The 19,442-nt window shown below is 33.3% G+C and carries 17 protein-coding genes; 12 read left to right on the top strand and 5 right to left on the bottom strand.

Features of this window, described 5'->3' with window-relative positions:
* The 9 genes from IPJ80_11275 (at window position 1) to IPJ80_11235 (ending at window position 10,065) form a co-directional block, all read left to right on the top strand.
* A complete protein-coding gene (locus IPJ80_11275) occupies window positions 1-1,362 on the top strand; it encodes a TIR domain-containing protein (protein MBK7914067.1) in 1,362 nt (453 codons plus the stop codon).
* Between the two features lie 568 nt (window positions 1,363-1,930).
* On the top strand, window positions 1,931-3,163 hold the full coding sequence (locus IPJ80_11270; GenBank protein MBK7914066.1) for a hypothetical protein: 1,233 nt from the start codon (window positions 1,931-1,933) through the stop codon (window positions 3,161-3,163).
* 418 nt (window positions 3,164-3,581) lie between these two features.
* Window positions 3,582-4,319 carry a trypsin-like peptidase domain-containing protein gene (locus IPJ80_11265; GenBank protein ID MBK7914065.1) on the top strand — a complete coding sequence of 246 codons (738 nt, stop codon included), beginning with the start codon at window positions 3,582-3,584 and terminating at the stop codon, window positions 4,317-4,319.
* 420 nt (window positions 4,320-4,739) lie between these two features.
* Window positions 4,740-5,399, top strand: a complete 660-nt coding sequence (locus IPJ80_11260) for a hypothetical protein (GenBank protein MBK7914064.1) — start codon at window positions 4,740-4,742, stop codon at window positions 5,397-5,399.
* Window positions 5,400-5,622: 223 nt separating this feature from the next.
* Window positions 5,623-5,889, top strand: coding sequence for a transposase (locus IPJ80_11255; protein ID MBK7914063.1), 267 nt, complete (start codon window positions 5,623-5,625; stop codon window positions 5,887-5,889).
* Window positions 5,862-6,752, top strand: a complete 891-nt coding sequence (locus tag IPJ80_11250; GenBank protein ID MBK7914062.1) for a transposase — start codon at window positions 5,862-5,864, stop codon at window positions 6,750-6,752. The genes IPJ80_11255 and IPJ80_11250 overlap by 28 nt, the downstream gene beginning before the upstream one ends.
* 57 nt (window positions 6,753-6,809) lie before the next feature.
* On the top strand, window positions 6,810-7,082 hold the full coding sequence (locus IPJ80_11245) for a transposase (protein MBK7914061.1): 273 nt from the start codon (window positions 6,810-6,812) through the stop codon (window positions 7,080-7,082).
* Window positions 7,083-7,400: 318 nt separating this feature from the next.
* Window positions 7,401-9,068, top strand: coding sequence for a hypothetical protein (locus tag IPJ80_11240; protein MBK7914060.1), 1,668 nt, complete (start codon window positions 7,401-7,403; stop codon window positions 9,066-9,068).
* 262 nt (window positions 9,069-9,330) lie between these two features.
* On the top strand, window positions 9,331-10,065 hold the full coding sequence (locus IPJ80_11235; protein ID MBK7914059.1) for a hypothetical protein: 735 nt from the start codon (window positions 9,331-9,333) through the stop codon (window positions 10,063-10,065).
* 78 nt (window positions 10,066-10,143) lie between these two features.
* On the opposite strand, the gene IPJ80_11230 is transcribed toward IPJ80_11235, so the two are convergent.
* From IPJ80_11230 to IPJ80_11220, 3 genes are read right to left on the bottom strand one after another with little or no spacing between them, the layout of a single operon-like run.
* Window positions 10,144-11,952 (bottom strand): metallophosphoesterase, encoded by a 1,809-nt coding sequence (locus IPJ80_11230; protein ID MBK7914058.1) that lies wholly within the window; start codon window positions 11,950-11,952, stop codon window positions 10,144-10,146.
* A 3-nt stretch (window positions 11,953-11,955) separates the two neighbouring features.
* Window positions 11,956-13,104, bottom strand: a complete 1,149-nt coding sequence (locus IPJ80_11225; protein ID MBK7914057.1) for an amidohydrolase family protein — start codon at window positions 13,102-13,104, stop codon at window positions 11,956-11,958.
* A 2-nt stretch (window positions 13,105-13,106) separates the two neighbouring features.
* Complete coding sequence (locus IPJ80_11220) at window positions 13,107-14,219, bottom strand: hypothetical protein (GenBank protein ID MBK7914056.1); 1,113 nt, start codon at window positions 14,217-14,219, stop codon at window positions 13,107-13,109.
* Between the two features lie 623 nt (window positions 14,220-14,842).
* On the opposite strand from IPJ80_11220, the gene IPJ80_11215 reads away from it, so the two are divergent.
* The 3 genes from IPJ80_11215 to IPJ80_11205 all read left to right on the top strand — a co-directional run bounded on the left by IPJ80_11215 (window position 14,843) and on the right by IPJ80_11205 (window position 17,256).
* Window positions 14,843-16,516, top strand: coding sequence for a hypothetical protein (locus IPJ80_11215; protein ID MBK7914055.1), 1,674 nt, complete (start codon window positions 14,843-14,845; stop codon window positions 16,514-16,516).
* Between the two features lie 66 nt (window positions 16,517-16,582).
* Complete coding sequence (locus IPJ80_11210; GenBank protein MBK7914054.1) at window positions 16,583-16,846, top strand: hypothetical protein; 264 nt, start codon at window positions 16,583-16,585, stop codon at window positions 16,844-16,846.
* Window positions 16,843-17,256, top strand: a complete 414-nt coding sequence (locus IPJ80_11205) for a hypothetical protein (protein ID MBK7914053.1) — start codon at window positions 16,843-16,845, stop codon at window positions 17,254-17,256. The genes IPJ80_11210 and IPJ80_11205 overlap by 4 nt, the downstream gene beginning before the upstream one ends.
* 30 nt (window positions 17,257-17,286) lie before the next feature.
* Here the strand turns inward: IPJ80_11205 and IPJ80_11200 are convergent, their stop codons facing one another.
* Window positions 17,287-18,315: an alkaline phosphatase D family protein gene (locus tag IPJ80_11200; GenBank protein MBK7914052.1), complete on the bottom strand. Its 1,029-nt coding sequence runs from the start codon at window positions 18,313-18,315 to the stop codon at window positions 17,287-17,289.
* Between the two features lie 63 nt (window positions 18,316-18,378).
* The gene (locus IPJ80_11195) at window positions 18,379-19,392 is read right to left on the bottom strand and encodes an alkaline phosphatase D family protein (GenBank protein MBK7914051.1); all 1,014 of its coding nucleotides are present in this window, start codon (window positions 19,390-19,392) and stop codon (window positions 18,379-18,381) included.
* Window positions 19,393-19,442 lie beyond the last annotated feature (50 nt).

Here is a 19,442-nt window from a genome sequence, read left to right as displayed (position 1 = left end):
ATGATAAAAGTCTTTATAAGCCATAGTTCTCAAGACAAAAAGTTTCTGGACAAACTCACTTCTGCACTTAGAAATGATGGTGTTCAGACTTGGAGGGCTGACAAGGAAGTATCTGCCGGTGAAAACATTCAAGAGAAAATCAATGATGCAATTTCGAATACGGATTACTTTATTGTACTTCTGTCAAAGCACAGTACTAGTTCAAATTGGGTGAATTTCGAATTATCCGCAATACTCAATCGAGAAGTATCAAAACAACAGAGAATTATTCTTCCTGTTCTTATTGAAGATTGTGATATCCCATTTTCACTTAGAGACAGATTATTTGCTGACTTCAGGTTTTCATTTGAGGAGGGGTATGAAAAATTAATTAAGGCACTCAAACAGAAAGAAACTAAAAGCTATCTAGGAGTAAAGCGGGAGGCTGATAAGTTTCAACCAGATACCTATGAATTTCAAATCCGAAATCTTAGAGAAGAATATAACAGAGGAAACTTGACTTTATTCTGTGGTGCGGGTATTTCTTATGACGCAGGTATACCAACTTGGAATACTCTTTTAAAATCACTTCTTAAGGAAGTCTATTCAGATAATACAGATGTTCCAGATATAGACACAAGACTTGCCAATTTGTTTCAAAAGAGAATAAACGTCTCGCCACTTATACTTGCTCAATATTTAAAGACTCTTTTGGGAAGGAAGTTTACAACAACTGTAAGGGATACCCTTTATAAAAACTGTACTTATAAGAGTTCCACAGTTGATGCTATTTCTGAACTTAGTAGACCCAAACGTGAAAGAAAACCATTAAGAGCAATAATTACGTTTAATTTTGATGACTTAATTGAAGAAAACTTAGCGAAAGAAAAAATCGATTTTAAATGTATTTTTTCTGAAGGGGAACGGTTTACAGATAAACAAATACCAATTTATCATCCCCACGGCTGTTTGCCAAGAAAAAAGAGCTTAACCTCAAAAAACGAAATTGTCTTTAGTGAGGATGCATACCATTCTCAGTTTATAGACCCTTTTAGTTGGAGCAATTTAGTACAACTAAATCATCTTAACAATTGTACTTGCCTTTTCACAGGAATTAGCTTGACTGACCCTAATATGCGAAGGCTATTAGATGTTTCTATACGTAAGAACGGCAAAGGCGAAAAGAATCATTATATTATCAAAAAACGGTACTCAATTGAAGATTTATATCCCGAAAATGAAGGTCTAAAAATTAAAGACCAAAAGCTGATTCCTGTAATAGAAAATATCGAAGAACAAGACGCCAATAATTTAGGATTCAATGTGATTTGGATAAACTCATTTAAAGAAATTCCTGAAATCCTTAAAGAAATTGGTAAATGAAGACGTCTGATAATAAGCCAGCCGATAACAGCACCTACAAGAAATTAGCGGTTCAGTGGCCAATTGGAGCTTTGTGATTCGTATCAAGTTCAGTGGTGGCAGACAGTTTATGTCTACGAAATCGCCAACTTCTTGTAGCTGCAACACGTTAGATGCTGTATATTCAAGGTAAAGACAGAAATCAATGTGTTCTTTTTTCAGAATCGTTTGATAGTCTAATTGACCAAGATCATGTGATACGCTTTTTGACCATTTTACAAAATCTATTGCTGATGTTGAATACAGATTTAAAATCAATTTCATTTCGACTTAAGAAAGGCAATATTACCCACCAATGGGTTTGTTAAAACATTAATCAATTGTTATTTTAATACAATGAGATCCTAGAGAATAGTCGAAATAAATGAAAGCGCTATTTTTTTGTTATATGACTCTTAGGTCAACCCAAATTACAAAATCATTAGTAGTTCTCAAAATATTAACAACCCTGTTTAAATCGGAAAAATAAAAATAACAAATTTAAATAAATCAATAATCACATTTTATTTCATAATTTTAAAATTAATTTATGAGTACCGACAAATCAGAAAATACTATTTTAAGTGAATTTATAAAGCAATTTAGTTCAAATATTAATCATAGGCAAAGTTTGTTTATTCAATTTTTCCTTGGCGTTATAATAGTTATTGTGGGATATTCATTAATCTATGCAGACACAACCCCAGATGCTCTATTTTGGGAACCTATACGAAAAGGAAATTTTTATAATATCACTAGTCATTCAATATCATCATTGCTCGGCTCATACATTGTATCTCAAAGTGTACTTATTTTGCTTGGAAGATTTATTGCAAGCAGTGGATATTCCTATAGGAAATTGCAAGCAGTCGTATTTTCAATAAGGAAAGAAAGTCTAGGAAATAACTTTGGAAAATATTTTGGAAAAAATCCAGAAAGCTTTTCCCCTTATAATAAGGGAGGAACATTTTCAAGTAATTCATATTTGCCAGAATTTGATGTTATTTTCTTTGTATTTATCATATGTTTACAATTTGTACTTGCTGTTTCATTATTTTTTAAAATTGGAACTTTTGAACATGAGACATTTAGAGCAATAGTATATCCTAAGGAATTCTTTGAAATTGATGGCCATATAATTTCACTACCAAAATTATGGTGCTTCTATTTAATCAATATACCAGTATTATTTACTTGCTTTTTTCAAAGCGTCTATTATTATAAGTATATCAAAAATGTTAAGTTTGAACAATTAGAGGATACTCCAGAAATCAAAATCAGGAATGAAATAAGAAAAAGATATCATCGTAAAATTGCACTTACAAGGGGTTACTTTTATTTCTACCTTATATTTACTTTAATGCAATTTACTTTTCTTCTGATTAGAATTACAATTGATTGTCACTATATGACAACTATAGAACATACAGTAACATTACTCATACCGGGATTTATATTATATTTATGTTTTTTAATCAATTCTATTAAATCATATAATCTCTTGAAGGAATATTACTCGAGTCACAGCCAAGATGATATTTTAAAACAAATGAAAGTAGAATTAATCAAAAATAGTTTATTGTTTAGAAAAAGCGATTGGGCAAAATCATATGGAATATTTAGGCTCCAGATAATATTGGCCATTGTGATTTTGAATTTATTCAATATTGGATTTTTCTATTACAGTTATGACTTAACAAATTTGGCCTACATTAGTTTGATTTTCTATATAATTACAACTACTGTGATTAGTATAAGATTATATTTTGAATTTAACAATTAATAAACACATTGATGAAATAAGCAAATCTGAGCATAGATCTGAATTCATGCAAATATAGTCGTGTAATGTTTTTCCCAAATGAGTTAAATGAATCTAGAAACTGTCTCTTGTTTAGCAAAATCCTCCAAATCGGCAAGCCCTACAGCAACCTGAAACCACTAAGAAATTAAAATTAATAATAAAGAGACTATATTAAGAGATGTGTTCTATGATTTCATCAGAAATACCCAAATTTTTTCACTTACCTTTGCTAAACTTTGAAATTATTTCACTACTGCTTTTCAGAAATTGAAGAATTAAATTTTAAAATGATCGTAAAAGACTTTGAACATTATTTGGAAACACAATTTTCGTTGTAACTGATCGTTTTTAGACGGACTGCCGTTAGCAGCAAATAATTACTGAATAAATAATGCTTATGAAAAAGCAATTAGTCTTCTTATGTTTAATAATTTTCTTTGCCAATACTGCAATTGTGCAAAAATACCCAATTACCGCTGACATTTTACGTCAAACTTATATAATAGAAACTGATACACAACAGGGAACTTGCTTTTTAGTTAATATCAATAACCAAGAATATTTAATAACAGCCAAGCACTTATTTAAATCAAATTTACTTAATGGAGATTCTACAACAATCAATATTTATCAAGAAGATAAATATTATAAACTTAAAGTTCAATATTTCATTCATACTGATAATTCATTGGACATTGCAGTTTTAAAATTAACCAAGTCTATTCAAATAATGATTCCATTTTCAATAGATGGAAATGTTACTCTTGGTCAAGATATATATTTTCTTGGATTTCCTAAATTAGATAGTCATCAATTTTATACAACCAGCAAGATTGGAATTCTTCCTCTTGTAAAAAGTGGTATAATATCTGGATGGATTAATACAGGTCAATATTGTCTTTACTTTCTTGATGGCCATAACAATCCAGGATTCTCAGGCGGACCTGTTGTTTGCTTTGATAACTCAAGTTCTAAACCCGTGATATTTGGGGTAATATCTGGCTATTATTATGAAAATAAACTAGTTCAAAAAAATAATAAGTCTATTGATTCAACATATATCCAAGAGAATTCAGGAATTATTAAATGTTTTCCAACCAGCATTGTAAAACAAATAATATATAACATTAAATAGATTTGTAACTGGTCGAGTACTTGGCCATCCCAGATTCTACTAACAGGCTGTGTCTCTCACTATTTATCCTGCAAGGCAGGACTACTCTTGCCCTTCAGGATAGACTCTACTTTATAGTCGCCAAGACGGCGGTTCGTAATGCATAACATGCTCGTTCTTTGTATCAATCATGTCTTTGTCATACTTTAAGAAAAGGCTAATATTGAAACTTCCAAGTCGAATTTTATTTGACAACTTTTCTCTTTTATTACGACCCGGCTTTTCTCGTCAAAAGTCATTTGCTTTTAAATTTGGAAAGAATGTATAAGGTTACAAATGAAATGTTGATGTATGTTTTGATATTTTACTTCCAATTCTTAACTTTAGGCGGCAATCATCAACATTCCTTTGAGTTAGCTGCAACCTTAAACAGACACTAAAATGTACCTATTAACTTCAATATTATTAATCTTAATTGTACTAATTTTATTTCATAAAAAATTTGACGATTTTAGGAAAAAACATAAAGATGCATTTAATTTTCTACTTACTTTAATAGCCACATTTGTAGGTGTTTTTTTAGCTATTTATTTTACAAATCAAAGTGAAAACAATAAAGAAAAACAAAATGCTATAAAACTATTAAATGCAACTGCTTTTGACTTGTCAAATTTGACAAAAAATGTTCAAGCAACATACAATGTAGCAACTATTAAAATTGACAGTTCCTATTCACCTAAAATACATATTAAAGACAACTTACCTGAACTACCTGTTATGTATCAAAATATTTTGACTAATGAAAATGTACTAAAACATTTATCAGATGTTGGGATAAAAGAGTTTTATAACTCGAATTACAACTTAAAAAAAATGCAAAATATAATTGTTAGTGGAAACTTGAAAACTGACACGGCATATTTGGAAAATTTAAAAATATATATTAAACAACTTGTATTTACTCAAAAAATAGTAGCAATAGAAACAGAAAGACTTTACGGTGGAATTTCCGACAGAAACTTAATCCCTTTGTATCAAGAACAAATTGACGAATTAATTGGAGTAAAGAGAGAAGATCTTGAAAAATTAATTAACAAGTAAAAAAGGCAGTAGCTAACAGCACCTACCCAAAAGGCTGGCTTTCTTCTTCGAATGAAACTTTCTAGTTGATCCAAACTTCGATTTTTTAAGTTAATTACGTCTTCAAACTCCCACCCTTCGGGTAGCTGCAGACCGTCAAACTGTCTAAAAACTCAATCGAAATTGTTGAATACTTTTTGAATAGGATATGGATACAATCGTTTCGATTAGGTATCTTTAAAGCATGCGATACATACAAGGAACAGACCGGTGTCAAATCTTTTTGTTTGCTGAAAACCTGGATCAGATCGTTGATGCTGACAATGAAGTCAGATTGATTGACTTGATTGTGGAAAGCATTAAGATGGCCGATATTCATTTTAAAATGCATCACATCATTGAAGGGCGACCAGCTTACAACCCCAAGGACCTACTCAAACTTTTTATTTATGGCTACTTGAACAGCATTCGTTCATCGCGAGTTTGGAAAAGGAATGCAATCGAAACGTAGAAGTAATGTGGCTGCTCAAGCAACTTTATCCCGATCACAACACCATCAGTAACTTCAGGCGTGACAATGAAAAAGCTATACGCAAAGTCTTCCGCTACACGGTAAGTATTGCAAAAGAGTTTGAACTCATCGGTGGAAAACTCATCGATGGAGACAGCACCAAGTTTCGGGCCCAGAACAGTAAAAAAAACAATTTCAACCAAAAGAAAATAACACAACACCTTGAGTACATCGACAATAAACTAAACCAATACACCATGTCACTTGCCGAGGCAGATGAGGACAACAAGGAAGCTATTCAGGCTCATATTGAAAAACACAACAGCCGTAAACAATTTTATCATGATCTCTCTGCCCAATTAGATCAAAGCGGGGAAGTGCAAATATCCACGTCAGACCCCGACAGCCGACAGCTCATTACCCGAAACAACATTACCGAGGTTGCCTATAATGTGCAGACTACGGTCGATGAGAACAATAAACTTGTCCTGGATTATAAAGCAACCAACAATAATGACAGCAAAACTATGGGCGGCATGCTGCGAAGAGCTCAAATCATTTTACAGACCAATGAATTTACGGCCCTCTACGACAAAGGATATCACACCGGCAGTGAACTTAAATCTGCCATCGATCGCGACATTGAAGTAATGGTAGCCATTCCTGATGTTTCATCTGCATACATGGCTCCTGATCCGGCTTACAATGTATCTGAATTTTTTTATGATGTTGAAAGCCAAACTTACACCTGTCCACAGGGACAACTATTGACAACCAAAGGTCATTGGTACAAAAAAGACCGCAATGCTCCCGGAAAAAAGAATGCGCCCATACTGGTCCAACATTTTAAGACCGGGGCATGAAAGCAATGCCCACTAATTAATTCCTGCACGAAGAACTCCCGTTGAAGAGGTCGTGTAATTGAACGAACTGAGTATCAAAATTACGTTGATCAAAATAAGAAAAACATTGAATCCAAGCCAGAGATATACAAAAGGCGACAAGCCATAATCGAACATACTTACGGAATCATCAAACGCCAATGGGGTTTTTATTACATCACTACAAAACGAGGTATAAAGCGTGCAAGTGCCGATGTTGGCCTGATGTTCACAGCCTTTAACTTTCGAAGATTTTTCAACATTCTTGAAAAAAATGAGCTAAAAGTGTTCCTCCAAACACTTTTCAATTGATTTTGGTCGCAGACAATGAAATTTAAGCATATAAGAAGCAATATTTTTATTGCCCCGGAATTTTGCTGCCCCAAAATATTAGAAATTATCATTCCGTAAAGCATATCTTTTGCGCTTATAAGGCATGATTTCTTAACTTTGGGTTTAGTGATATAGTTTTTAGATGGACTGACGTTAAGTGCAATTAACACATTCGACCGACCATCTGTGCTAACATTAATTGGACAGACCGGCTCAAGAAAATATTAACCAAAACATAAAAGATACGAAAATCCTAATTTCTACTTTTGAATCATTAACAATTAAAATATAACTAACATGAATCAAGCAAAAGCATTTGCGAACAATGATGTAGTTCTACTTGTTTGGGACTATGAAAATCCTATTGACGACTGTTTAGGGTTTTGTATCAAACGAAAGAATATCAATACAAATAAAGAGGTTACACTTGAAAGTATGGTAGGCTTCAAAAAGGAAAGTGTTGAAACCCGACAATTTAAGCCAACAACAATTTGGCCCATTCAGAAATTTAATTGGCGTGATTTCACTGCCGAAAGTGGTGCAACTTATGAATACACCATTATTCCGATGACGGGAACTTCAACTAATCTTAAAGCAAAATCACATGCGAAAGTTATTACTAATCAGGTAACTCTTTCGCCTGGAACTGGAAAAATAAAAGCATATTTCAACAGAGGCATTTTATCAACTCAATTTGTATCAAGCCAAATTCCTAAATCCAGCTCTGGGATTCCTAACTACAAAATATTGTTGGACAGAATAAAGCAGACTGGTGATAAATTAAGAAACAAATTAGCGGATGAATTAAAAGATGCAGTTATGAGTTTGCTTGACAAAGCGATAAAGGAAAAGGGAGAATGTTACTGCTCATTGTATGAATTAAGCGACCCTGAATTAGTTGAAAAGCTTTTAGAAGCAAAAGACAGAGTTCATCTTATACTTTCGAATACCGGTGCTGACGATTCCACAAATGAAGTAGCAAGAGCATCATTACACGATTCAGGTATGGACATCACAGACCGAATGGTTTCAAGCGGACATATTGGACATAACAAGTTTGTAATTTATGTAAATCCACAAGGTAAGCCTACAACAGTAATGACAGGCAGTACCAATTGGACAACTACTGGTTTATGTTCACAATCTAACAACGCAATCATCATTCAGTCTAACGACCTTGCAGACCATTATATGGATTATTGGAACAGAATGAAAACCGATGATGCTGAACAAGGTTCAAAATTTAGAAAAGACAATAATCAGGAACGCTCAGTAAAAATTGGTAACACAGAAATTTCACTTTGGTTCTCTCCTAACACAAAAGCAAAGAACAAAACAGCAAATTCCCCAATGCCTGACGACATTGAACAAGTTTTTAATGCCATGAATGGTGCAAAAAAATCAATACTGTTTCTTGCGTTCCAACCCGGAACGCCAAGTATAATTAACGAAGCAGCAAATGTTCAAATTTCGAAACCAGACTTATTTATTAGAGGTGCTGCTACTGACTTAGGAGCAGTTGAATCATCAAGCGTTACTCTTTTTCATAGAGGCATTAATGACCCCGTCATTGTTGGTGCACAAGAACTAAAAGATGATTTCGCTTTTTGGATGGCTGAATTGTTAAAGTCATCTCCAACTGCTCATGCGATTATTCACGACAAAATAATGGTGATAGATGCTTTCACAGACGATTGCGTTGTAATCACAGGTAGTCATAATTTAGGCTTTAGAGCTTCATACAACAATGACGAAAATCTTTTAATAATTAAAGGTGACAATGAACTTGCAACAAGTTACGCTACACATATTTTAGATGTGTATGACCATTACAGATGGAGATATTATTTAAGCAGAAATACTGGTGGACATAAATTCACAGGACTTAATACAAAGCCTTCTTGGCAACACCCTTATTTCAATAATAAGAGAGGTGAATCAATTGACAAAAGGTTTTGGCTCTAACTTAACATAGCGTTGGCGTCAAACTTTATTACTGCGTTTAGACAACCACACTGCACATAACATGGTGCTTAAGACATCCCGACGAAGCAACATTTATCATTCACTTTTGGCGGACTTTTGAGAAATAGCTATTACTTTTGGTTTACAGGTATTTGTCGGGACGTCGTAAGCACCTTATTAGACGTTCGGCACAAGCAAGAAAAAATGAAAAAATGACTAATAGCAACAATCTACTTTCAAATATCAAATTGTAATTTACCAGATGAATGAAATAATTCAAATCAAATACGATATTCAAATATGTATTGATGACAAAGACTTAGGATTTGAAGTAAAGGAAATTGATTTAAATAGAGAATTTGAATTAGAAGAAGAACGTTTGCAAACTGAAAAGGATAAATTAGAAGAAGAAAAATTTATAGAGGAATGGACTGGTGCCTGGAAAAAGAGAATAGAAAAAGATAATATGGAGTGCTTCATTTACACAGTCAATAAGTCTTCAATCAAATACGAAAGAAATCAATATCAATTGCCAGAAGAATTCATTCGTATAATACCGGAAAGTGGGATAATGCAACATTTCTATAAAGATGAAAAAACCCATGAAGCGAAAATAACTAAGTTCAACTTACATCACAACCCAGATTCAAGCGATTGGCAAATAGACTATAAAATTGAAGAAATTAAATCAGAAAAGAAAACGATTTTAGGTTATGAATGCTACAAGATGAATATTGAGCAGAAAAGAACAAATGTAAAAAATGACTGGGAAATTGTCGAAATATTTGAGCTGTTCGTAACAGACAAAATAAATTTACCTGCAAGATTGGTGATTCATCTTTGGGAACCCGTAACTGAATTATGTGCATTGGAGATAAAGAGGATAAATATTCATAACCCTAATTCTTTTTATGTACAACGTGCAATTGAAATAAAAAATGAAGTTGATACAGAAAAATTGGAGCTACCTAAAGAATATGCGAATTTGTTGATATAGAAAAATAAAAAATGAAGCCTGTGCGGAACAAAGCATCAGCGTTCATTGACAACAAAAGCTGGTAACGACAAACTATTTTCACAAATTAATTTCAATCTCCTGCTCAATTTTCTCAATTTTAGTTTGATTTAGAGCTTCTATTAATGATACATCGTCATTGTATTTAAAATATTCTATCAATTTTTTATTTATATCCGGTATTCCAATTGGGTATATGGTTATTTTCTCTTTATCAATTTTAATTCGAAGAAAATTTTTAAAACGATTTATCTGGGAGATTGAAAACACTTCATTATCATGCAGTTTAAAATTAATGTGTGAAAGATAAATGTACAAGCTAAAAATGAACGTACTAACAATTGATAATAAGCCCAATATCAGATAAAAACTTAAATGAAAATAAGAAAATAAAGATTCATATAAGCGTAAACAGAAAATGCAGACTGTAATATTCAACAAACATAAGGCCACAACTAAAAGTATCCACCCAAATTTATGGTAGTATTCCAGATTTTTAAAGGACTTATCCAGTCTATCCGTCATAGAATATGCAATTCCGCCCGGAATAATAATAAATCCTACTATGTTTAACCACAAATATAACTGCACTCTTTGTGGATCAATTAGAGTTAATTTTTGCAAATCCAAAAAATTAACAAATCCAAATACTAAATATGCAATTAAAATGTAAAGAGAAAAGGAAAAATTCTTTGCTAATAGATTCCAAACACATGAATGACATTGCTTCCAGGATTCAAATGCATCAGGGTAACATTTTTCATAATGTAACACATGATTGTTGATACGAGCTTGAAATGGTTTGCGACTGGTTCTATCCTCCAGATGATGCGTAGGATAACTATAAGCCCCTCCGCCTCCTGAAGTTATCAATTGCAAATTATCCTGAATAGGCTTGACGTGCTTATTAAGTATATAAATACTTTCATTCAAAGACTGATCCAATCTTAGCGAAAACCGATGGTAATGATGAATATCTCCTGTTAGAATTAATTTAAGGCTTAGAACCTTTTTATAAGTTTTTTCTTCACAATGATCACTTGCTTCAATTGTATATGGATTTTTACGTAAAAACAATTCAGAAATAAAGCGCTCAATTTGAGTAGTCATTTTGTCATCCCAATCAATTGTCTTTTGAAACCAATATGGCTGAGGTACACTCAGGATGATATTCCATACTTGATCTTGAAATTCATCCCCCTTTTGATGTTGATTAACCAATTCAGTAAAATACGCTATTTGCCGGTTATTTAAATTCTCAGACAATTGCATATCAAGATACCAAATCCACAAATTATCTTTTAGTTTTACAGCTCCATAAGACCTCCCTTGATTAGCTTTATAGGTTCCGTATATTTTATTGCAACAAAAATACTCAGTAAACGAATTAAGTCCATCATACCAATCGTGATTTCCCGGAAGCGCAATCAATGTTTTCTCTGGCGCCAATTCAAACAAGTTCTTTGCCGAATTATTTAAAGTTTGAGCTAACAGGAATGGACCAAACAACCTATTTGCATAATTATCATAACTTGAATAAGGATAACATTGATCTCCTCCAAATAACAATAATTCTCCTTGCTTTAATACCTTGTTTTCAAGTTCAATATCTTTTGTAACAAAATTCAACACACTAAGTGTTTCATTAAAACCATCACCAGTATCAGAAACGTAATCAATAAAATATTCACTTAAGGAAGTTTTACTACAATCTAAAATATCATCCCGAAATGAATTACTGGATTCCCTTTCGTCATTGGATTTTTTAACTTTTTGCTCCCGCGTTAATGTATGAATTAAAGTAAAGAATGATAACCATGCGACAGCCTTCTGAGGTATAAAATCCTTAAATAATATCTTTGATTCCATATTTCAAATAATTTCCGGCGCTATTTGAAGTTTGCTCGTTAAATACTTTGCTGGATTCGACGAACCAATTTTTAAGAAATCAAAACATTCAACACTTCTATTAAAAGCCATATGTTCAGATGTTTTATGCATATTAACAAAAAAGTCTGTACCATATAACAGTCTATCCTTATTTAATTTACCTGAGTCAAAATCACTTTTTATTTCTAAAAGACGATCCTTATCAGAATTTAAAAAACTGATATCACAATAAACATTATCATATTGCAAGCACATTTCCTTAAGTTGTTTGTACCATTCCTTTTGAATTTCCGCAACTCTACGTTCAGCAGAATATTGATATGCCTTCACAACCGAAGCTCCTCCACAATGAGCAAAACAAATTTTAAGTTTAGGATAAACACTCAACACTTTTTTAAAATAGTGCATATCCGTAAAATTCGCTTGCGCTACTTTGTTATATGAAAGTTCGGGATAACGGACCTTGTCTCCTAATCGACTTTTCAAATCTCCTCTAAAATAGATAGGTCCGCAAGTGCAATGGGTCATTATTGGAATTTCATTGCTTGAACAATATGCCCACAAAGGCATTAATTTCTCATCATCCGCAAAATAACCAGAAGAAGGATAAATTTTAACGCCACTGAAGCCACGTTTTTCTATATAATGTTTTACAAAATCAATAATTGATTGGTATGTAGGGTGTGTATGAGGATTAATCCCTATAAATGGCATCATCTTTTCAGCCATAAGAGTAGGAAGATTGCAGTTCTTAATCTCCGACAAATCTTCTACTTGTCGATAAATATCTTCTTTGGGTTTTGCAACACCGTTGCTGTCCATATCCTGACTAAGGACTACAAATCGAAATTCTTTATCATATGCAAATTCTGAATACAATGAAACCAGGTGTTTAAAAACATCTTCCTGAGGACCCTGGGAAAAGGACTGGAAGAACATTTTCAATCTTTCAACGCCTCCCCCATCACTAAAAATTCCAAGCATTTTCAAAAAACTCAATGCCCAAAAAGGTAATTGACCAAATTTCAATGCTTTGATAATATAACCCATAGTAGGCCCCATAATATTATCGGGTAAAACATGAACATTAAAAATATGGGTATGACAATTATAATAGATCCTTCTCGGCATATCTAAGTTTTTATTGCTTTTGGATTAATTACTTTTCGAACTTCAACCATGGATTTAAGATAATCATACCAAAATGGAGCACCATATGTTAAGGCAAATGCAGAAATCAAGATACCTAAAAACTTCAAAAACAACTCCCACCAATTAGAGTTTCCTATTAAATTGGTAAGTTCTGCCCGGTTAATTTTATCCCAACCTATCAGGCTTGATGCATCTCCGTAAGCTAGAACAATTTTTTTGTAACTTAAAACTGTATCTTCTTTTATTTGCTTCTGTTGGGTTGAATCTAATTGCATACTATCAGTTACAGCAATAGTTTTGTATATAGGTTCCAGAATAACCAATTTTGCTGAATCATAGCTCATGTTACTGATATTATTAGCCATAATGACTACCCCTTCCCTTAACTTATCATCCTTCAAGAGCTTATTATATATTGATATGGTATCCACATTAAGTATTGCACAATACAGTAAAGAATAAAAAAACAAGTACCATTTCACTTCCCTCTTAAACAAGTATTGTGTTCGCTCAATAAATGCATCATACCATTCTCCCAGCTGCTGTTCTATTGAATTTGTTTCCGAACCGTTCCTATTCAGTATTCCCTCAATGAGTCTCTTTCCGTCTCCATCAAAAAATTTTCTATTGGACATAGCTAAATCCAAATATGCCAATTCCAATTCCTTATTATTAATTGCTGGATTGAATTTTTCTTTCAATTTATTCAATTCCAATTCTATAGCTTCCTTATTCTCTGCATCTTTAAGACTCTCTTTTAAATCATTCACTTGGTCATTATAGGTATCAACCCCTATTTCTTTCATAACCGCCAAAAATGTTTTTGAAAAATTAACAGTAGATATCGTTTCAGGTCTTCTATACGAGTATTGTTGTAATTTACTTATCATAGGGTGTCTATACAACTTCTCTATAACATTGTATAAGCCACCTTGACTGCTGTAAAAAAGATTTCGCAATTTTTCATATAAAAAATCTCCCCTCCAATTTCTACGCACTATAACAAATTCCATAATGAATGACAAAAGGAGGGATGAAATGAAATAAATGACTACTATACCAATAGCCACATCAAATATTACAGGAAAATTCATAACCAAATGTTTTATTAATTTTAATATAAATACAATCAAAAATTCCAAAACGAGCGTTTGTGGAAATCGAAGCTAAAAGTCTTAAGATTTTGGAGGAGGCCTTTTCAACCGACAAAGGCGAATGAATCTCTATTAGTTGCACGCTTTTAACCAAAAGGCACATAATTCAAGGTTGGTTGTTTACAGAGGCTTCAGTGCCTCTATTTTATTTATTAACTGCTTAAAAATATGTTTATTAATCAATAAAACCAAATAAATACTAAACTATTTTTAATAAACACAACAGATTATTTTGATTTTTTACATCTTAATTAATGGCTTGTTAAACAATAAAAACTAAATACAATTAATTATCAATAGGTAACACATATTAATTAACTTTAATATTAAACTTTATGGATCCAAAAGATGTAGTGCAATTGGTTCTTTAGATACAATTAAAATTGGTGCTTTATCAGTATTGACAAAGTTTTATAATTGCCCCAATTTTGCTTAAACAATTTCCAAAGTAAGTCCAGACTTTCAGGCTATCTAAATTGATTTGGAGTTTTCTGAAAATCCTTAAGAGTAAGACAGGGTCACTGAAAACTGTATAGAGTAAGTACCATCCTAAAATTTGTATTATGGCTAAAGTACCTAAAGCAATTGATTTATCAAAAATCAGTAAAAGAATTTCCGAATTAAATATTAAACCGAAAGTCGAACTTGAAAAGTTGACGGCAGCTTTGAAGCGATACAATCCACAAGGGGTTCATTCGATTGAAAACATTCCCCAAGATTTTAAAGCGAGCTTGCAATCTTTCAAACGCGATGTGGGCCGCTTTCATGGTGCCCGGGCCAATCTGTTGTGGTTCCAACGAAATGCAGTGAACTCAGCTTGTAGTGATAAATTTGGTTATATGACCTCTGCTGGAACTCGTGCTTCCAGTAAATTACCATTTGACAATACATCAATCGCTTTGTTAGAAGCTCTTGGCAATATGATGGGAATGCCTGGCAGAGACAATGCCGCGGGAGATGCACAACTTCCATCTGGATTTACCTATTTCGGTCAGTTTGTTGATCATGATATTACATTGGATGTTTCTTCATCCATTGATGTGGAAACAGATGCAACTACTATCAATAACATGAGATCTCCCAGTCTGGATTTAGATAGTCTTTATGGCTTAGGACCGGCATTAAATCCATTCTTGTATGAGTTTCCAACAGGAGCTATACCAAGCACAGCAATAAAATTCAAACTTGGAACGAATACAGCCGGCCTAAGCGGAGGACCATCCACCAATGGAGGTGGATTTGGTGGCATGCAGATACAAACGGATTTTGATGTCCCCAGAGTGACAGGTTCTAATACAGCTGTCATTGGTGATCCTCGTAATGATGAAAATCTTTTTGTCTCACAATTTCATATGGCCATGTTAAAGTTTCATAATGCGGTCATTGACTTTTTAATTATTGATAATTTCTCTGGTGATTTATTTGTAGAGGCAAAAAAATTGGTTACCCAACATTACCAATGGGCTTTGGTACATGATTTTCTGAAAAGAATTTGTGGACAAGTAGCTGTAAACAATGCGCTACTTTCTGTGAATGCCGCGATTGGAAGTCCATTTAGTATGCCAGTTGAATTCTCCGTTGCCGCTTACCGCTTTGGACATAGTTTAATTCGACCCAATTATTGGACCAATCACCGAGAAATAAACCTAAGCTTGATGCAGGCATTCGAATTTATCAGAAATCCAAATTTACCTGTTCACTCAGAAAAAGTGGTTGATTTTAATGCTTTTTTTGAAACAGGAATACCTGTTCCCATTTTTAATCATGCACGTAAAATTGATAGCGCTTTAACCAATGGATTAGCCAATCTCCCAGGCTTTTCTGGAATCATGGCTTCGTTGGCTATTCGAAATTTAAGAAGAGGTCTTGCATTGGGTTTACCAAGCGGACAAGCTACTGCACTTGCAAATGGTATCGTACCACTTACCATTGCACAATTAAAATCTGGATTGCCATTAGATGAAAGCAATTTATTAAGTTCTCAAGGTGGACTATTGCTTAATAAAACGCCTCTATGGTATTACATCCTTAGAGAAGCTGCTGTTTTAGAAGGAGGCCAAAAACTTGGGCCTCTGGGATCTAAAATAGTTGCTGAAACTTTTATTCGCATGCTCAAACGAAATGAAAGTTCATATTTAAATGTTGCTGGAGGATTCACTCCAAGTTTGCCGTCGAATGTAGCCGGCGATTTTACAGTAGCTGATTTAATTATCTTCTCGGGTGCAAATCAACCTTAATGAGAATCAATTTAAAAGGAGTTTGCCGAAAATCCTATCCAAGAGTAGGCATTTTAAAAATTTATTATGAAAGAAAATGTATTTACCGTTGACCTGGGTAATGTAAAACTTACAACAGCACAACGCAATGAAATCAATGCTGCCATTCAAATTGCTACCACCAGCATCCTCGCAAAATCTGGAATCAGCAAATCAGTGGTTTTGTTTCCTATGGATAAATTTCCAGGAGGTCCCATCATTTATGGATTAATTGCACGAACTCATAAAGAAATAGGACCCAATTTGAAAATCAAAGAACTCCTAGGGTCTACTAAAAAACAAACGTCGTGAAAACAACAAAGACCATTCTTTGTCCAAGCAGCCGGGCTCAAACTGGAGCCCGGCTCCTTGGTATCAGACAAGAAGACGGCAGCATGGCCATTCTTCCTGAGCCATTAAAAATTGACAATTCGTTCATAGATATATCTCATCAATTGGCACCCGCTGAACAACAATTCCGGTTTACCAATAAATGTGTTGAATCTGGTTGCAAACAATGGACGGGAGCACGTTGTGGGGTTGCTGACAAATTAATTCAAGCTTGCAGTTCCATTCAATTAGCAAATACACTCCCTGAATGCGGAATTAGACCTCAATGCCGATGGTATAAGCAAAATGGGGATGAAGCTTGTAAAATATGCCCTTTAGTAATTACAGAGTTGACTGAGGAAGAATGGGTTTACAACAAACCGAACCATTAATGACACATTTAATTAAAGTATGATTGGTATTTAAAATTTATTTTCTTGCAGCCATTTAGATGCTTGATTTGTGGTATCTATATCTAGTGTAGTTTTGAGTTTGTCCTTGGAATGTTTTTTGAAATAGTTAATGGAGAGTCCTTCATCATCAATATTCAACATTGCCCAATTTTTTAATACTCCTTTCATGCTAAGCGCAAATCCTGAAGAGATAAATTGTATTGGTGTCTTCAAAGTTTTAAATTCCTTATCAGAAACATTACCCGGTTTGACAATCCTCTTAATATCACTAAGTGTAACAGGAGCAACAAATTTATTTTTATGAATATCTCCACTTAAAAAAATAACATTGGACATATCCTTTATCATCCTACATAATTTAACCAGTTCCATTGGATATCCAGACCAATTTTCTTTAGATACAATTTGATCTCTTTCCCGTTTTTCAGTTAGTGTTTGACCAGAACAAATAATAGTATATTTCCTATCATGATTTAACGACTTTTCTAAATACTCAAATTGAGTATTACCAAGTAACAAACTATTTACCCCCGCTTTTTCACTATAACTTCTTGCATCAAGAAAAATAACTCTAGCCAAAGGGGTATCAATTAAATAATATAATTCTGGTAAATTTGAAGAACAATTTTTAAAATACTGATGAAAAAGGCGTCTAGAAATATCTATCTTCTCTTTTATTTCATACTTTAATGAATCCTTGCTAGCCAATAAAGTTAGTCCTCTTGAATTATTCCACAAAAAATCATGGTCATCCCAAATTCCAAATAAACGATTCTCCTGATTTAATTTATCGAAAAGGCTTTTAAAACTACTTTCCTTGAATTGGTTTTCATAATGATTTTCCATTTTCGATTGATAATTAATTGCACTCATTAATTTCAATTCATATTTAAATGGCTCTTTTAGCAATGGATAATCCATATAAATATTATCGCCCAATAAAAACAAATAATCTGGATCTTGTTCCTCAATATCCTTCCACCAAGGTTGATTTGGATACTGGGTGATATTAATACAAGAAGTGAATGCAATTTTCATGATTTCAATTTAATCTGATTTTTAAAAATAAAGCATTGCTATTTGGAATTAAAATTAAAACCCTTATGCTATAGGGATAAAATAATTATTCTCCTTGAGCCATTCATTGGCATCATCTGTCGTTTTTGCATCTAATTTTGTGGAGGTAGTACTGTTTGGGTCAAATTTGTAGTATGTAATGTCAACACCACTTGTCTCTATTTTCAATAAAGCCCAATTTCTAACCACATCTGGCCGATCAATTGCAATACCTGATGAAATAAACTGAGGGGGGGTACGCAATTTATTCCACGCTTCTGTTGTCAGCCAATTTGGCTTAAGGATTTCCAAAATATCTTTTAATAAAATTGGTTCTTGAAATCCATTCCTATGGATATCTCCTCCTAAAAACAAAACATTCTTATAGGTAGAAAGTATTTCGCATAATTTTACAAGGTCTAAGGGATAGTCAAGCCAGTTATCCGCAGGGCCACGGAACTTTTTAATCATGCTTTCGGTTAAGGTCAATCCGCCACAGATGATTGTAAAATCTTTACCTGGCAACAAAGATTCTTTAATATATTCAAATTGTGCATCTCCCAACAACTTAGCATTTGTATCTTTGATTTGCGCATAGGTTCGATTATCCAAAAACAATACTTGCGCCGGGCCAATATCAAGATAATAATACAGATGTGTTCCATTTGTGGAACAATTCTTGAAATACTGATGAAATAAACTTCGGGATCTTGCCATTTTTTCCCGATCCAATGCAGTCACTTTTCCTTCCCCCAAAGCATCATTCCATAAAAAATCATGGTCATCCCAAATGGCATAAAGACCCTTTTTTAAAATCATCTTCTCAACCAAACTAGCAAAATGAACCTCTTGAAATTGTTTGTTATATATGATCCGCATTTCATTTTCATATTCATCTGCATTCATTCTCTTTAACTTTCCTTTCCTCTTTGGAATGTCCATGTAAATATTATCACCCAAGAGAAACAAATAGTCCGGGTCTTGTGATTCAATGTCCTTCCACCAATATTGATTTGGATATTGTATGATGTTTGAACAGGAGGTGAATGCAATTTTCATTAAATGAATTTATAAAAATTTAAAATGAAACAATTACTAAATCCAATTTC

The organism is Saprospiraceae bacterium (assembly GCA_016714025.1).
Lineage (GTDB): Bacteria > Bacteroidota > Bacteroidia > Chitinophagales > Saprospiraceae > Vicinibacter.
The sequence above is the reverse complement of the archived record's forward strand: the minus strand, read 5'-3'. Positions and strand labels throughout refer to the sequence as shown.

What these genes read in the sequence shown, in the direction of transcription:
- IPJ80_11255 (MBK7914063.1), top strand. Translation starts at nt 5,623, where the DNA reads ATGCGATACATACAAGGAACAGACCGGTGTCAAATCTTTTTGTTTGCT.
- IPJ80_11195 (MBK7914051.1), bottom strand. Translation starts at nt 19,392, where the DNA reads ATGAAAATTGCATTCACCTCCTGTTCAAACATCATACAATATCCAAAT.
- IPJ80_11225 (MBK7914057.1), bottom strand. Translation starts at nt 13,104, where the DNA reads ATGCCGAGAAGGATCTATTATAATTGTCATACCCATATTTTTAATGTT.
- IPJ80_11230 (MBK7914058.1), bottom strand. Translation starts at nt 11,952, where the DNA reads ATGGAATCAAAGATATTATTTAAGGATTTTATACCTCAGAAGGCTGTC.
- IPJ80_11210 (MBK7914054.1), top strand. Translation starts at nt 16,583, where the DNA reads ATGAAAGAAAATGTATTTACCGTTGACCTGGGTAATGTAAAACTTACA.
- IPJ80_11240 (MBK7914060.1), top strand. Translation starts at nt 7,401, where the DNA reads ATGAATCAAGCAAAAGCATTTGCGAACAATGATGTAGTTCTACTTGTT.
- IPJ80_11260 (MBK7914064.1), top strand. Translation starts at nt 4,740, where the DNA reads ATGTACCTATTAACTTCAATATTATTAATCTTAATTGTACTAATTTTA.
- IPJ80_11265 (MBK7914065.1), top strand. Translation starts at nt 3,582, where the DNA reads ATGAAAAAGCAATTAGTCTTCTTATGTTTAATAATTTTCTTTGCCAAT.
- IPJ80_11235 (MBK7914059.1), top strand. Translation starts at nt 9,331, where the DNA reads ATGAATGAAATAATTCAAATCAAATACGATATTCAAATATGTATTGAT.
- IPJ80_11200 (MBK7914052.1), bottom strand. Translation starts at nt 18,315, where the DNA reads ATGAAAATTGCATTCACTTCTTGTATTAATATCACCCAGTATCCAAAT.
- IPJ80_11220 (MBK7914056.1), bottom strand. Translation starts at nt 14,219, where the DNA reads ATGAATTTTCCTGTAATATTTGATGTGGCTATTGGTATAGTAGTCATT.
- IPJ80_11270 (MBK7914066.1), top strand. Translation starts at nt 1,931, where the DNA reads ATGAGTACCGACAAATCAGAAAATACTATTTTAAGTGAATTTATAAAG.
- IPJ80_11215 (MBK7914055.1), top strand. Translation starts at nt 14,843, where the DNA reads ATGGCTAAAGTACCTAAAGCAATTGATTTATCAAAAATCAGTAAAAGA.
- IPJ80_11275 (MBK7914067.1), top strand. Translation starts at nt 1, where the DNA reads ATGATAAAAGTCTTTATAAGCCATAGTTCTCAAGACAAAAAGTTTCTG.